Source organism: Pseudomonas neuropathica, assembly GCF_015461835.1.
Taxonomy (GTDB): domain Bacteria; phylum Pseudomonadota; class Gammaproteobacteria; order Pseudomonadales; family Pseudomonadaceae; genus Aquipseudomonas; species Aquipseudomonas neuropathica.
The window spans coordinates 1-13,188 of record NZ_JACOPX010000021.1; the positions used below are offsets into that span (position 1 = coordinate 1).

A 13,188-nucleotide genomic window follows, 5' to 3' on the forward strand; every position below is an offset into this window, starting at 1 on the left:
CGTTGTTCGAACGTCCATCAAGCATTGAACATCTTGAGCACCGAAGGCAGAAGCGAACGGAGCAGAAGGCAGCTCAAGGCTGCCTTCTGCTTGAAACAGGTTTTACCGGACACTAGTGACGCGGAGCGTAGGAACGATCAACTTAAAGCGACGTAGTCCTTGCCCACCTGGCGCGCGTAACCTTCCAGCACCTGCTGACACAACGTCACAATCTCCTCGACCCATTCCACGCCTACCCGCCACGACACCACCACCTGCAGATTCGGCGGGCGCTGATCGATGTCGAGCAAGGTCAACTCGCCCCGCGCCAATTCCTCAGCCACTAACACCGGTGGCAACACGCCAATTCCAAACCCATCGCGCAGCAACCGCGTGATCGCCGACACTGAGTTCACGCAATTCAAGCGCGGCGCCGGCACGCCATTGGCTTGCATCAACGCCAGAAGATCCTGATGCGGTCGGGAGTTTTTCGAGTAGGTGATGATCCGTTCCTGGGCCAGTTCGGCGAGGTCGGCGTAGTCGCGGTTGTAGATCGAATTACTGGCGACAATCCAGCCCAGCGGATGACTGGCCAGCTCCAGACTGCGCACACTTTCATGGCGGATCAGATCGGTTTGCAGAACGATATCGAGAAAGCCTTTTTGCAACTGATCGCAGAGGTTCAGCGAGGTATCCGCCACCAGCTCGATTTCCACCCGCGGATACAGATCGGTCATCTGCGCCACCAACGGGCTGAGCCAGGTGTGAATTACCGTGTCCATCACGCCGATGCGCACCCGGCCGACTTGGCTCGAGCGGGTTTCGATCGATTGCTTTAGCGCCGACATCGTGTCGAGCATCTGCTCGGCATATTCCAGCACTTTCAAGCCTTCGGGCGTCAGGCTGACACCGCGTGAATCGCGCAGAAACAGTTTCACCCCCAGCTCGCCTTCCAGCACCGCAATGCGGCTGGAAATCTACGCCTGAGTGGTGAACAGCTTGTCGGCGGTCAGGCGAAAACTCTTCAGTCGGGCGACCCAGACAAAGGTCTCGAGAAACTTCAGGTTCATGGGCAAGGCTCGGGTGACAAATTTTTCTTATGGCTAAGGCGGGTTTTTATTCGTTGGACGCAGCAGGGCCGCGCGACGAAAAATCGACGCATCCGGTCCCCACGATAGGCGTCGTCGGGGCTACGAACAAGACCAATAAAAAACCTGCGGAGATAAGCCATGCGTGCTCCCGACACCCTAGAAGTCCCCAAGGCAACGGCGCGTCCGGGGCCGTTCGACTGGTATCGCAACATCAATCAGCAGGAGCGCCGCACGTTCTGGAGCTGCAAGATCGGCTACGGTCTGGACGGCATGGACACGCAGATGCTCAGTTTCGTCGTGCCGACACTGATCGCGATGTGGGGCATCACCACCGGCGAAGCAGGACTGATTCACACCAGCACATTGATCGCTTCGGCCATCGGCGGTTGGGTTGCGGGGATTCTCTCTGACCGCATCGGCCGTGTACGCACCTTGCAACTCACCGTGCTGTGGTTCGCCTTCTTCACCTTTCTCTGCGGCTTCGCGCAAAACTACGAACAACTGTTGATCGCACGTACCTTGATGGGCTTCGGTTTCGGCGGCGAGTGGACGGCTGGTGCAGTGCTGATCGGCGAGGTGATTCGCGCCAAAGATCGCGGCAAAGCCGTGGGCATGGTGCAATCCGGTTGGGCGCTGGGCTGGGGGCTGACGGCGATTTTGTATGCGCTGCTGTTCTCGGTGTTGCCGCCGGAAGACGCCTGGCGTGCGCTGTTCATCCTCGGCATCGTGCCGGCGATTTTTGTGATTTTCGTCCGTCGACTGGTGAAAGATCCGGAGATCTACCGCGAGGCCAAGGCGCAGCAAACGCCGGAGACTCAATCGAAATTCTACGAGATCTTCGCCCCCGGCATGCTCTTCACCACGTTCCGCGCTTCGCTGCTGACCACGGGTGCGCTGGGCGGTTATTACGCGATCACTTCCTGGCTGCCGACCTTCCTGAAAAACGAACGCGGTTTGAGCGTACTCGGCACGGGCGGTTATCTGGCGATGGTGATTGTCGGGTCTTACATCGGTTATGTGATCAGCGCTTATCTGACCGACCTGCTGGGACGGAAAAAGAACTTCATCCTGTTTGCGGTCGGCTCGTTCACCATCGTTCTGCTCTATACGCAGCTGCCGGTGAGCAACGGCGTGATGCTGTGGCTGGGCTTCCCGTTGGGTTTCTTCGCCTCGGGGATTTTCAGCGGCATGGGCGCGTTTCTGACTGAATTGTTTCCTACGCGAATTCGCGGTTCGGGGCAGGGCTTTTGCTACAACATCGGTCGGGCGCTGGCGGCATTGTTTCCGCTGCTGATCGGTCTGCTGAGCCAGAAAGTACCGTTGAGCGTCGGCATTGGCGCCTTCGCGGCGGTGTCCTACGGCGTGGTGATTATCGCTGCACTGAGTCTGCCGGAAACCCGTGGCAAGCAACTCGATGCGCAGTAACTGATAACCTGCGAGGGCAGTGCCCAACTGGCATTTGTCCTACGGATAGAAAGACAAGCACCTACAGGAGTGTTCACCGTGAGCCGCCTGCTATTGAATTGCGACATAGGCGAGAGCTTCGGCAGTTGGACCATGGGTCTGGACGCCGAAATCATGCCCTTCATCGATTGCGCCAACGTGGCCTGTGGTTTCCACGCCGGCGATCCGAGCATCATGCGCAAGACCGTCAGCCTGGCCCTGAGCCACGGTGTGCAAATCGGCGCACACCCGGCCTATCAGGATCTGGTCGGTTTCGGTCGCCGCTCCATGGCGTACTCCGCGCAAGAGCTGCAAGACATCCTGCATTACCAGATCGGCGCCCTCGACGGTATTTGCAAAGCCCAGGGCGGCCGTGTCAGTTACGTCAAACCTCATGGCGCGATGTACAACGACATGATGGCCAACCCGGCACAATTGCGTGCGGTGATTCAGGCGGTGGCCGCTTACGACCGCAGCCTGCCGCTGATGCTGATGGCCACCCGCGACAACGCCGCTGCGCAGCAGATCGGTGATGAGTATGGAGTGAACCTGTGGTTCGAAGCCTTCGCTGACCGTGCTTACGACAGTGCCGGCAAACTGGTTTCACGACAATTGCCGGGCGCGGTGCATCACGACCCGGAAAAAATCATTGAACAAGCCCTGACCATTGCCCGTGGCGACAACCTCACCGCCAGCGACGGTAGCGCCTTGCGTCTGCACGCCAACACCCTCTGCGTACACGGCGACAATGCCGGTTCGGTGGCCGCCGTGCAGCGCATTCGCGAGGCCTTGAATCAGCAGCGTGCGTCATGAACCCAAGGATTGAAGTGGTGGCACTGGATTGCCTGATGCTGCGTCTGTTCGATGAAATCGCCGAAGCCAACATGCCGTGGATGCTCGCTGCCAGTGAGCGTTTGCGCGGGGCATTTGGCGAGCAATTAATCGATCTGGTGCCGTCGTATACGACATTGATGGTGCATTACGATCTGACGGTTTTGAGCCCGAATCAGGCGCGGGCATTGATTGCTGAGGCGCTGATTGATTTGTCGCCGAATGCGCGCAACGCTGGGCAATGCCATGTGCTGCCGGTCTGGTATGACTTGAGCGTCGGGCCAGAATTGAGCCTGCTCGCCGAGCGCAGCGGGCTAGCAGTGGAGGAGGTGATCCGTCGTCACAGCGGACGTGAATATCAGGTGTTCGCCTTGGGTTTTGCACCGGGGTTCGCCTTTATGGGACTGGTAGACGAGGTTCTGGCGGCGCCACGTCTGAGCACGCCGCGCAAGAAAGTCGCGGCGGGCAGTGTCGGCATTGCCGAGCGCCAAACCGCTGCGTATCCCGTGGTCTCGCCTGGAGGCTGGAACCTGATCGGCCGCACTCCGGCGAAACTGTTCGATCGCACACGGGATGGCTACAGCCTGATGCAACCGGGCGACACCGTGCGATTCGAGGCGGTCAGTCATGCCGAGTTCATCAATCTGGGTGGTGATGACACGCCACTGGAGGCGCTGGCATGAGCCGACTGAGGATTGAAGCGAGTACACCGCTGTGCCTGTTGCAGGATGCGGGACGTTTCGGCGTACGGCATCTGGGCGTGACCCAGGGCGGCGCGGCAGACTGGTGTTCTATGAGTTGGGCCAACTGGCTGCTCGGCAATGAGCTGGACGCAACGGTGATCGAAATCACCCTCGGTGGCCTGGCCGTGGTGGCCGAAGAGGAGTGTTGGCTGGCCTTGGCCGGTGCGGATCTTGCCGCACGGATCGACGGGCAGCCGCTGGCGCCGTGGCGCAGTTTCAAATTGGGCAAAGGGCAGACGTTGCAACTCACTCAGCCGTTGCTTGGTGCCCGGGCTTATCTGGCCGCACCCGGCGGTTTTCAAGCACCGCAGGTCTTGGGCAGTAGCGCCACGGTTGTCCGCGAAGAACTCGGTGGACTTGATGGCATGGGCTTACCGTTGGCCAAGGGGGCGGCCCTGAGCTATGGCGGTGAATCGCGGCTGCTTCGCGAAGTGCCGGCTACACTACGGCCGGATCTGAAATTGAACACGCCGCTGGATCTGGTGCTTGGCGCACAGATCGGCCAGTTCGGCGGGCAGAGTCTGTTTGATGTGTTCAACAGTGCCTGGACCCTCGACAGTCGCGCTGATCGCATGGGCGTTCGCCTGCTCGGCAAGGCGTTGGAATATCAGGGCCCGCCGATGATTTCCGAAGGCATTCCGTTGGGCGCGGTGCAAGTGCCGCCGGATGGCCAGCCGATTGTGTTGCTCAATGATCGGCAGACGATTGGCGGGTATCCACGGCTGGGCGCGTTGACGCCGTTGGCGTTGGCGCGGTTGGCGCAGTGTCTCCCGGGGGCGCAGATACGCTTGCGGCCGGTGGTGCAGGAGGTTGCGCACTGTGAGCACATCAAATATCTGCAGCGCTTCAAAGATAGCTAGAAGCATCGCGAGCAGGCTCACTCCTACAGGGGAACGCATTCCAGATGTAGGAGTGAGCCTGCTCGCGATAGCGTCCGTCCAGACAAAGCAGGTTATTTGGAAAGAAACCGCATCCCTTCCTCAAGCCCGCGCAACGTCAACGGATACATCTGATCCTCGATCAGATCCCGCACGATATTGGTCGACGAGGTATAGCCCCAAGTGTCTTTCGGGTACGGATTGATCCAGATGAGCTTTTTGTACTTCTCCATGAAGCGCTGCATCCACACGTAACCCGGCTCTTCGTTCCAGTGCTCGACACTGCCGCCGGCCTGGGTGATTTCATACGGCGCCATGGCGGCGTCACCGATGAAGATCACTTTGTAGTCGGCGCCGTACTTGTGCAGCAGGTCCTGGGTCGAAGTGCGTTCCGAGGTGCGGCGCATATTGTTCTTCCACACCGATTCATAAATGAAGTTGTGGAAGTAGAAATACTCCAGATGCTTGAACTCGGTCTTGCAGGCCGAGAACAGTTCCTCGCAGATCTTCACGTGCGCGTCCATCGAGCCGCCGATGTCGAACAGCAACAACAACTTCACCGTGTTGCGCCGTTCCGGGCGCATCTGAATATTCAGCAGACCGGCGTCCTTGGCGGTGTGGTCGATGGTGCCGTCGATGTCCAGCTCTTCTGCCGCGCCTTGGCGGGCGAATTTGCGCAGTCGGCGCAGGGCGACTTTGATGTTGCGCGTGCCCAATTCCACCGAATCATCGAGGTTCTTGTACTCGCGCTGATCCCAGACTTTCACGGCTTTGCCCTGGCGCTTGCCAGCATCGCCGACCCGAATGCCTTCCGGGTTGAAGCCACCGGAGCCGAACGGGCTAGTGCCGCCAGTGCCAATCCATTTGTTGCCGCCGGCGTGGCGTTCCTTCTGTTCTTCCAGACGCTTCTTGAATTCTTCGATCAGTTTGTCGAGGCCGCCGAGGGACTGGATCTGCGCGCGTTCTTCGTCAGTCAGCGAACGCTCGAACTCCTTGCGCAGCCAGTCTTCGGGAATCAGCGCCTGCAAGTGGTCGTCGAGCTTTTCGAGGCCATTGAAGTAGGCGCCGAACGCGCGGTCGAACTTGTCGAAATGGCGTTCGTCCTTCACCAGAATTGCCCGCGACAAGTAGTAGAACTCGTCCATGTCGGCGAAGGTCACGCGCTGTTTCAGAGCGTTGATCAGGTCCAGCAGCTCGCGGACCGACACCGGCACCTTGGCTGCACGCATTTCATTGAAGAGGTTGAGCAACATGGCATCAGCCTCTTAGCGAGAGCCGCGACGGCTCATGAACGCCAGGCGCTCAAGCAATTGCACGTCCTGTTCGTTCTTCACCAACGCACCGGCCAGCGGCGGAATCGCCTTGGTTGGATCGCGCTCGCGCAGCACCGCTTCGCCGATGTTGTCGGCCATCAGCAGCTTCAGCCAGTCGACCAGTTCGGAGGTCGACGGCTTCTTCTTCAGGCCCGGCACCTTGCGTACGTCGAAGAACACGTCCAGCGCTTCGCTGACCAGATCCTTCTTGATGTCCGGGTAGTGCACGTCGACGATTTTTTGCAGGGTAGTGCGGTCAGGGAAGGCGATGTAGTGGAAGAAGCAGCGGCGCAGGAAGGCGTCCGGCAGCTCTTTCTCGTTGTTGGAGGTAATGATGATGATCGGGCGTTTCTTGGCCTTGATGGTCTCGTCGATCTCGTAAACGTAGAACTCCATCTTGTCGAGTTCTTGCAGCAGGTCGTTGGGGAACTCGATGTCGGCCTTGTCGATTTCGTCGATCAGCAGAATGACCCGCTCCTCGGACTCGAAAGCCTCCCAGAGCTTGCCCTTCTTCAGGTAGTTGCGCACGTCGTGGACTTTTTCATTGCCCAGTTGCGAGTCGCGCAGACGGCTGACCGCATCGTATTCGTACAGACCCTGATGGGCCTTGGTGGTGGACTTGATGTGCCAGGTGATCAACTTGGCGCCGAACGATTCGGCCAGTTGCTCGGCGAGCATGGTCTTGCCGGTGCCCGGCTCGCCCTTGACCAGCAGCGGCCGCTCCAGGGTGATGGCGGCGTTGACCGCCAGCTTCAGGTCATCGGTGGCGACGTAGGCCTGGGTGCCTTCGAACTTCATCTGCTAATCCTCGAACGGTAACGCCGACCTGACGGGCAGGGCGGGGGCGAAATAATCGGATGCCCGACTATAACGCGCAGCCCGGTCGACTGTGAACGCAGACGGCTTATTCAGTCTCTGAATGGGGCGTCACATGTTGACTCAGTCTCGGCCGATGGCCAGTATTCAGGTATCGCCGATTTGGCGATAGCCTCTCGGGCATGACGACTAAATACCGATTCCGCGACAAATACCGCATTCAGTTGCGCGAGAAGGATCACCCGCCGCCCCATGTTCACCTTATCGGTGGCGGCATGGAAGTGATGCTGAGTCTTGAAACCGTTGAGGTGATGACGGGCAAGGCGCCGCCGCTGATTATCAAGGAAGCGCTGGCGTGGGTTGCGGCTCATCAGGTGCAACTGTTGGAGGACTGGAAACGATGTTACCCATGAAAAGGCCTCGTCTGTCGGCTGTGCAAGCACTTTCAGATTTTCGATTGGCACTGACCTTTATTGATGGTCAGGAACTGACACTGGAGCTCGGCGGGGATATTCACGCTTATCCAGGTCTGCAACCTTTGCTCGATCCCGAAGTGTTTGCCACTGCGACAATGGACGACGACGGCTGGACTGTCGAATGGCTTGAACCTGATATACAGATTGGCGCAGACACGCTTTATATGGATGCGCTGGCTCAAAACGCAGCCGATGAGAACACCCGTATTTTTATTGATTGGCGCGCCCGAACGGGGCTGTCTCTTAATCAGGCTGCCGAGGCACTGGGAGTCAGCGCCCGCAGCATCAGTCGCTACAGCAATGGGCGTGAGGCAGTGCCTCGTTCTCTGGCGCTGGCTTGCCTGGGCTGGGATTCACTGCAACAAAACTCAACAATGGCTGCAGAGGAGTCGGGTCGCTATATCGTCAACCGCAAAACCTAACCCGCATCAGGCTTCGGCCGCTCATACCGCGCATTGAATGCCTGTACGAAACCATTGCGCAAAATCTGCAAAAACGCTTCGAACGCGCTGATATTTTGCTGATGTACGTTGCCACTGAGCTCAACCTTGGTGGCGAACTGGTTTTTGGCCTGGTTCTTCAGCACGGTTTCCGTGCCGCCCACCAATGCCTCCCAGACGGAGCGGAAGATGCTCTTGTTCTTGTTTTCCACGTCCTGCTGCCAGTTGAACACTTCGACGTCGCGCAGCAGGGGTTTGATGTAGCCGTTGACCTGGGCTTTTTTGGCTTGGGCTTCGATCACCACGTCACCGTGGCCGGCGTTGAAGTCGAACTTGCCGTAGGCCGAGGCAAAGTCGTTCATGCTTTTGAGTTCGATGTCCTTGGCGCGCAGGCGGAATTCGAAGTCCTCGAAGTTGCTCAGAGGGTCGAACGTTGCGGTGGTTTCCAGAGGTGCATGCCCCAGCAGCAGGGCTTTGCCTTCAAAGCGGGCGTCGCGTTTGCCCTGTTTGTCGACCACGTTGGTCAGGTTGTAGATGCTCGCGTCGACATTGGTCGCGTTCATGTTCACTGGTGGTTTTGAATTGAAGTTGCGGAAACTGATCTTGCCGTCCTGAATCTGTACTTCGTCGAGGGTGATCGGCAGCAATTTGCCCAGTTGCGCGCGCCAGTCGGTGCCTTGACCTGTTTGTGAGTTCTGTTTGTTAGCGCCACCATCGACGAAATTGACTTCAGGATTTACGAATCTCACCTGCGCCACTACGGCATGGTCGTACCACAGCGAATGCCAGCTGACCGCCAGATCGATCAGCGGCGCGTTGACGAACGGCACCGGCACCTTGCCGTCGACCTTGACGATTTTCAGCCCATTGATCTTGTAGGCGCCGCGCCATAAGGCAAGGTCGACATCAGTGATCTGTCCCCGATAATCACCCATGTCCGCCAGCTTGCCGTTCAGGTAGTCGCGCACCATGTAGGGCAGGGCGATGTGCAGCGCGATCAGCAGCACAACGACGACGGCGAAAATCCCTAATGGCCAACTGTAGCGACGCTTCATGACGGCAATTCCCTGACGATGTAAGCGATTGACTGTTACGTCGCGCAGACGTTCGACCCGACTGGACTGCGATGGGCAACAGGCTTACCTTGGAACGCTGAATTCAATGCTGCATAAGGACCCAGCCATGAGCCGTATTTTTGCTGACAACGCCCATTCCATCGGTAATACGCCGCTGGTGCAGATCAACCGCATCGCGCCGCGTGGTGTGACCATTCTGGCCAAGATCGAGGGGCGCAATCCCGGTTATTCGGTCAAGTGCCGGATCGGCGCCAACATGATCTGGGACGCCGAAAGCAGCGGCAAACTCAAGCCGGGCATGACCATTGTCGAACCTACGTCGGGCAACACGGGGATCGGTCTGGCCTTTGTTGCCGCGGCCCGTGGGTACAAGTTAATGCTGACCATGCCGGCCTCGATGAGCATCGAGCGCCGTAAAGTCCTGAAGGCTCTGGGCGCCGAACTGGTGTTGACCGAGCCGGCCAAGGGCATGAAAGGCGCAATCGAGAAGGCGGCCGAAATCGTTGCCAGCGATGCCGACAAATATTTCATGCCATCGCAGTTCGATAACCCGGCCAACCCCGCCATTCACGAAAAGACCACCGGTCCGGAAATCTGGAACGACACCGACGGTGCCGTCGATGTACTGGTAGCGGGCGTCGGCACCGGGGGAACCATCACCGGCGTTTCGCGGTATATCAAGAATACCCAAGGCAAACCGATTCTGTCGGTGGCCGTGGAGCCGATGTCGTCGCCGGTGATCACCCAGGCGCTGGCGGGTGAAGAAATCAAACCGAGCCCGCACAAGATTCAGGGAATCGGTGCCGGTTTTGTCCCGAAGAACCTGGATCTGTCTATGGTCGACCGGGTCGAGCAGGTCACCGACGAAGAGTCCAAGGCCATGGCCCTGCGGTTGATGCAGGAAGAGGGGATCCTATGCGGCATCTCTTGTGGCGCGGCCATGGCAGTCGCGGTGCGTCTGTCCGAGACGCCGGAGATGCAGGGCAAGACTATCGTCGTGATTCTGCCGGACTCCGGCGAGCGTTATCTGTCGAGCATGCTGTTCAGCGATCTGTTCACTGAGCAGGAGACTCAGCAGTAATCCAGTTGATTCAGATCAGCCAGGGTTCAGGATCGTTATGCTAATAAATGCTTTGTTGCGCAATTCTTAACACTGAATCTTGTGTAAGGCGGGTTTTGCCCGGCGCCGGTAGTGTTTATCATGGCCGGCTGCCATGCCGGGTAAAGGGCATTGCGCAGCGTTGTCTTTATTCAAGGAGTCGTTGATGACCTTTTCGTTAGCCGCCAAGGTATTGGTGCTGCTGCTGTTCGTGGGCAGCATCCTCTATGTGCATTTGCGCGGCAAGGCGCGTTTGCCGGTTCTGCGCCAGTTCGTCAACCACTCGGCGCTGTTCGCTCCGTACAACGCCCTGATGTACCTGTTCTCCGGCGTGCCGTCCAAGCCGTACCTGGATCGCAGCAAATTTCCGGAACTGGACGTGCTGCGCGACAATTGGGAAACCATTCGCGACGAGGCCATGCACCTGTTCGACGAGGGTTATATTCGCGCGGCAGAAAAGAACAACGACGCCGGTTTCGGCTCGTTCTTCAAGAAGGGCTGGAAGCGTTTCTACCTCAAGTGGTACGACAAACCGCTGCCATCGGCCGAAACCCTGTGCCCGAAAACCGTGGCGCTGGTCAGCGCGATTCCCAACGTCAAAGGCGCGATGTTTGCGCTGTTGCCGGGTGGCAGCCACTTGAACCCGCATCGCGATCCGTTCGCCGGCTCGCTGCGTTATCACCTCGGCTTGTCGACGCCAAACTCCGACGATTGCCGGATCTTTGTTGATGGTCAGGTTTATGCCTGGCGTGACGGTGAAGACGTAATGTTCGACGAGACCTACGTGCATTGGGTCAAGAATGAAACCGACCAGACCCGCGTCATCCTGTTCTGCGACGTCGAGCGTCCGCTGAGCAACCGCCTCATGACCCGCATCAACCGCTCCATCAGCGCCTGGCTCGGCCGTGCCACCGCACCGCAGAACCTTGATGATGAACGCGTCGGCGGGATCAACCAGGCCTACGCCTGGAGCAAGAACTTCAGCGACAGGTTCAGTGGCGTGGTCAAACAGTGGAAGCGCCGTCATCCGAAGGCCTACCGTGTGATGCGGCCGGTGCTGGCAGTGGTGGTGTTGACGTTGTTGGGGTATTGGCTGTTTGGTTGAGGCTGGATGTTGTAATAAAAACCGCTCCTTGTGAGCGGTTTTTTTATGAAGAGAAGGTGAACGAAGCGCCAGCGAGGACGCCTCCTGGCTCTTCCGCGGCTGGATTCACCAATGCTTCTCTGATTCGATGCAACTCCTGTTCAGACAACTTTCCAGAAGAGCGTTTTCTATCAGCTTTTATCGGTCTGGCGCCTGGCGCCTTTTTTTCAACGGCAGCCTTCATGGTGCCTCCGGCGTTGAAGCTAAGTGGTTCTTTGGCCTTCCACCTGACAACATCTTGCCAAGAGAAATGAGGATCAAACCATTCTTCATAGGCACTCAGCGCTTGAGCATCGATTGCTTCGAAACGAACTCTGGAGTGATCAACATCCACTATCCCTTGCTGCAACAAGTCTTTGTGCAGCTTTGCGAAAGTAACCCCAGCCTGTTTTCTTGCCAGTGATTTATACACTTGGCAGCGCAAATACGTCCGTTCCCTTGGCATGTGATCCCGTGCATTCCTTGTCCTCAATGGTGGGGTGTCGCAATTGCGATCCAGCCTATTCACCTTGCGGCCAACTGTCCCTGCCGGCCCTTTGCCCAAATCATTGCAATCGATGTCGCCCGCTGGTTATAGTCGGCGCTCGTGAGTCGTATGCCTCACCTTCCACACTCTCAAAAAAGATCTGCGCCAATGCCTGCATCCCTCATCAACGCGGTAGTCGATTCAGCGGTCAACGCTGTCGTGGTGCCGTGCGGGAATCAGCAGCCCAAGCAGATCAGTCATTACCCCCCACCTGTCAGTAGCACGCCGGTGTGCGCAGTCGTATCACCGCCGGGCGTTGGCGTTTCGGGCTGATCAGCACTGTCTGCTGAGTCCTGCCGCCCGCCAGAAAAACCTACTGAATTTCAGCTTCGGCTGAGTTGGCTTCTTGCCTGACTACAGGTGGTATTCATGTTTGTCCTGTCGAAAAAATCCGCGCTCGCGGCGATGTCCACGAGCCTGTTCGTTCTGCTGTGGAGCAGCGGTGCGATCTTCTCCAAATGGGGGCTGGCCCATGCTTCCCCGTTTGCCTTTCTGCTGATTCGCTTCGCGATTGCCTTTTGCGGGCTGGTGCTGCTGGCGCCGCTGCTGAAACTGAAGTTGCCCAAGGGTGGACGGCCGATGCTGTTTGCGATTGCCACGGGTGTGGTGTTGTTGGGGGCCTATCAGATTTTCTATCTACTGGCCTTGAACAGCAAAGTCACTCCGGGCGTGATGGCGACCATCATGGGCGTGCAGCCGATTCTCACCGTGGTCTTGATGGAGCGGCAGCGCTCGGCGAGCCGGATGTTTGGTCTGGCCTTGGGGCTGGCGGGGCTGATCATGGTGGTTTACCAAGGCATCGGCCTGGCTGGGATGTCCTGGGCGGGAATGGTGTTTGGGTTGCTGGCGCTGGCGAGCATGACGCTGGGCTCGATCATGCAGAAACGCATCACCGACAATCCCCTCGGCACGCTGCCGGTGCAGTACTTGGCCGGTCTGTTGTTATGCGGGATTTTCGTGCCGTTTCAGCCGTTCCACTTTGAGCAAAGCACCGGTTTTATCGTGCCGGTGTTGTGGATGGGGCTGGTGGTCTCGGTGCTGGCGACGTTGTTGCTGTATCGGCTGATCGCGCGGGGCAATCTGGTGAATGTCACCAGTCTGTTTTACCTGGTACCAGCGGTGACGGCGGTGATGGACTATCTGATTTTTGGCAATCGCCTGGCGGCGTTGAGTGTGCTGGGGATGCTGTTGATCATTGTCGGTCTGGCGTTTGTGTTCCGTAAAACCAGCTAACAGATCGTCAGGTGGCGTCTTTTAGGCCGCCGATCGCGAGCAGGCTCACTCCTACAGGGGAACGCATTCCAATTGTAGGAGTGAGCCTGCTCGCGATGGC

The 13,188-nt window shown here is 58.2% G+C and carries 13 protein-coding genes and 1 pseudogene; 9 read left to right on the forward strand and 5 right to left on the reverse strand.

Translation table 11 applies throughout. The features are described 5' to 3' along the window. Nucleotides 1-137 precede the first annotated feature (137 nt). Nucleotides 138-1,049, reverse strand: a pseudogene (locus tag H8F23_RS25620) (LysR family transcriptional regulator). A 159-nt stretch (nucleotides 1,050-1,208) separates the two neighbouring features. Here H8F23_RS25620 and H8F23_RS25625 point away from each other — a divergent pair. From H8F23_RS25625 to H8F23_RS25640, 4 genes are all read left to right on the forward strand, one after another. Continuing rightward, a complete protein-coding gene (locus H8F23_RS25625) occupies nucleotides 1,209-2,495 on the forward strand; it encodes an MFS transporter (protein WP_194936227.1) in 1,287 nt (428 codons plus the stop codon). Between the two features lie 78 nt (nucleotides 2,496-2,573). Beyond that, nucleotides 2,574-3,326 (forward strand): 5-oxoprolinase subunit PxpA, encoded by a 753-nt coding sequence (locus H8F23_RS25630; RefSeq protein ID WP_194936228.1) that lies wholly within the window; start codon nucleotides 2,574-2,576, stop codon nucleotides 3,324-3,326. Further along, nucleotides 3,323-4,027: a 5-oxoprolinase subunit PxpB gene (pxpB, locus tag H8F23_RS25635; protein ID WP_194936229.1), complete on the forward strand. Its 705-nt coding sequence runs from the start codon at nucleotides 3,323-3,325 to the stop codon at nucleotides 4,025-4,027. Before H8F23_RS25630 ends, pxpB begins: the two co-directional genes overlap by 4 nt. After that, nucleotides 4,024-4,947, forward strand: coding sequence for a 5-oxoprolinase subunit C family protein (locus H8F23_RS25640; RefSeq protein WP_194936230.1), 924 nt, complete (start codon nucleotides 4,024-4,026; stop codon nucleotides 4,945-4,947). The genes pxpB and H8F23_RS25640 overlap by 4 nt, the downstream gene beginning before the upstream one ends. A gap of 92 nt (nucleotides 4,948-5,039) precedes the next feature. Here the strand turns inward: H8F23_RS25640 and H8F23_RS25645 are convergent, their stop codons facing one another. Both H8F23_RS25645 and H8F23_RS25650 read right to left on the reverse strand, forming a co-directional pair. Beyond that, a complete protein-coding gene (locus tag H8F23_RS25645; protein WP_007956512.1) occupies nucleotides 5,040-6,218 on the reverse strand; it encodes a vWA domain-containing protein in 1,179 nt (392 codons plus the stop codon). Nucleotides 6,219-6,230: 12 nt separating this feature from the next. Beyond that, nucleotides 6,231-7,076: an AAA family ATPase gene (locus tag H8F23_RS25650; RefSeq protein ID WP_025110627.1), complete on the reverse strand. Its 846-nt coding sequence runs from the start codon at nucleotides 7,074-7,076 to the stop codon at nucleotides 6,231-6,233. A 200-nt stretch (nucleotides 7,077-7,276) separates the two neighbouring features. Here H8F23_RS25650 and H8F23_RS25655 point away from each other — a divergent pair, with 200 nt between their 5' ends. Together H8F23_RS25655 and H8F23_RS25660 are read left to right on the forward strand one after the other, a co-directional pair. Beyond that, on the forward strand, nucleotides 7,277-7,507 hold the full coding sequence (locus tag H8F23_RS25655; RefSeq protein ID WP_194936231.1) for a DUF4160 domain-containing protein: 231 nt from the start codon (nucleotides 7,277-7,279) through the stop codon (nucleotides 7,505-7,507). After that, the gene (locus H8F23_RS25660) at nucleotides 7,495-7,992 is read left to right on the forward strand and encodes a helix-turn-helix domain-containing protein (RefSeq protein ID WP_194936232.1); all 498 of its coding nucleotides are present in this window, start codon (nucleotides 7,495-7,497) and stop codon (nucleotides 7,990-7,992) included. The genes H8F23_RS25655 and H8F23_RS25660 overlap by 13 nt, the downstream gene beginning before the upstream one ends. On the opposite strand, the gene H8F23_RS25665 is transcribed toward H8F23_RS25660, so the two are convergent. Then, a complete protein-coding gene (locus H8F23_RS25665; RefSeq protein WP_194936233.1) occupies nucleotides 7,989-9,065 on the reverse strand; it encodes a DUF748 domain-containing protein in 1,077 nt (358 codons plus the stop codon). The genes H8F23_RS25660 and H8F23_RS25665 overlap by 4 nt on opposite strands. Before the next feature lie 127 nt (nucleotides 9,066-9,192). Between H8F23_RS25665 and cysK the strand changes: the two genes are divergently transcribed. Together cysK and H8F23_RS25675 are read left to right on the forward strand one after the other, a co-directional pair. Beyond that, nucleotides 9,193-10,167: a cysteine synthase A gene (gene cysK / locus H8F23_RS25670; protein ID WP_194936234.1), complete on the forward strand. Its 975-nt coding sequence runs from the start codon at nucleotides 9,193-9,195 to the stop codon at nucleotides 10,165-10,167. Nucleotides 10,168-10,351: 184 nt separating this feature from the next. Further along, the gene (locus tag H8F23_RS25675; RefSeq protein ID WP_194936235.1) at nucleotides 10,352-11,290 is read left to right on the forward strand and encodes an aspartyl/asparaginyl beta-hydroxylase domain-containing protein; all 939 of its coding nucleotides are present in this window, start codon (nucleotides 10,352-10,354) and stop codon (nucleotides 11,288-11,290) included. A 43-nt stretch (nucleotides 11,291-11,333) separates the two neighbouring features. On the opposite strand, the gene H8F23_RS28990 is transcribed toward H8F23_RS25675, so the two are convergent. Next, nucleotides 11,334-11,753 carry a hypothetical protein gene (locus H8F23_RS28990; protein WP_228759375.1) on the reverse strand — a complete coding sequence of 140 codons (420 nt, stop codon included), beginning with the start codon at nucleotides 11,751-11,753 and terminating at the stop codon, nucleotides 11,334-11,336. A 471-nt stretch (nucleotides 11,754-12,224) separates the two neighbouring features. Between H8F23_RS28990 and H8F23_RS25685 the strand changes: the two genes are divergently transcribed. Further along, complete coding sequence (locus H8F23_RS25685; protein WP_194936236.1) at nucleotides 12,225-13,088, forward strand: DMT family transporter; 864 nt, start codon at nucleotides 12,225-12,227, stop codon at nucleotides 13,086-13,088. The last annotated feature ends 100 nt before the right edge of the window (nucleotides 13,089-13,188 follow it).

Excerpts from the sequence above, each read along its gene's own strand:
- H8F23_RS25660 (WP_194936232.1), top strand. The coding sequence starts at position 7,495 with ATGTTACCCATGAAAAGGCCTCGTCTGTCGGCTGTGCAAGCACTTTCA.
- H8F23_RS25650 (WP_025110627.1), bottom strand. The coding sequence starts at position 7,076 with ATGAAGTTCGAAGGCACCCAGGCCTACGTCGCCACCGATGACCTGAAG.
- H8F23_RS25625 (WP_194936227.1), top strand. The coding sequence starts at position 1,209 with ATGCGTGCTCCCGACACCCTAGAAGTCCCCAAGGCAACGGCGCGTCCG.
- cysK (WP_194936234.1), top strand. The coding sequence starts at position 9,193 with ATGAGCCGTATTTTTGCTGACAACGCCCATTCCATCGGTAATACGCCG.
- H8F23_RS25665 (WP_194936233.1), bottom strand. The coding sequence starts at position 9,065 with ATGAAGCGTCGCTACAGTTGGCCATTAGGGATTTTCGCCGTCGTCGTT.
- H8F23_RS25675 (WP_194936235.1), top strand. The coding sequence starts at position 10,352 with ATGACCTTTTCGTTAGCCGCCAAGGTATTGGTGCTGCTGCTGTTCGTG.
- H8F23_RS25685 (WP_194936236.1), top strand. The coding sequence starts at position 12,225 with ATGTTTGTCCTGTCGAAAAAATCCGCGCTCGCGGCGATGTCCACGAGC.
- pxpB (WP_194936229.1), top strand. The coding sequence starts at position 3,323 with ATGAACCCAAGGATTGAAGTGGTGGCACTGGATTGCCTGATGCTGCGT.
- H8F23_RS25640 (WP_194936230.1), top strand. The coding sequence starts at position 4,024 with ATGAGCCGACTGAGGATTGAAGCGAGTACACCGCTGTGCCTGTTGCAG.
- H8F23_RS25645 (WP_007956512.1), bottom strand. The coding sequence starts at position 6,218 with ATGTTGCTCAACCTCTTCAATGAAATGCGTGCAGCCAAGGTGCCGGTG.
- H8F23_RS25655 (WP_194936231.1), top strand. The coding sequence starts at position 7,277 with ATGACGACTAAATACCGATTCCGCGACAAATACCGCATTCAGTTGCGC.